The organism is Pseudomaricurvus sp. ABR4_320 (genome assembly GCF_056159445.1).
In genome coordinates this window covers 1-294 of record NZ_JBSWVF010000114.1, presented here as the reverse complement: position 1 = coordinate 294, position 294 = coordinate 1, and the positions used below count along the sequence as shown (strand labels likewise).

At 52.7% G+C, this 294-nt stretch carries 1 protein-coding gene; it reads left to right on the top strand.

Annotated elements, in window-relative coordinates; all coding sequences use genetic code 11:
- Positions 1–22 precede the first annotated feature (22 nt).
- Positions 23–294, top strand: a 272-nt coding sequence (locus ACXAFR_RS27620) for a helix-turn-helix domain-containing protein (RefSeq protein ID WP_475183459.1), incomplete at its 3' end; no start/stop codon positions are given.

Here is a 294-nt window from a genome sequence, read left to right as displayed (position 1 = left end):
CCCCGCGACGGTATTTTCTTATTTGCGCTATCACGGTGGGATTAGGCCTCGACCCAAAACACAACGATCTTCGGCCCTCAGGCTAGAAGAGCGAGAGGAAATATCCAGAGGCGTGGCCGCTGGTCTCAGCTTGAGAGCAATTGCAAAACAACTTTCTCGAAGCCCCTCGACGATAAGTCGCGAATTGAGTCGCAATGGTGGTGTCAATCGATATCGCGCGACAGAAGCTCAGTCAAATGCGAATAAACGCGCTAGGCGCCGCAAAGTATGCCTGCTAATCCAAAACCGGCGACT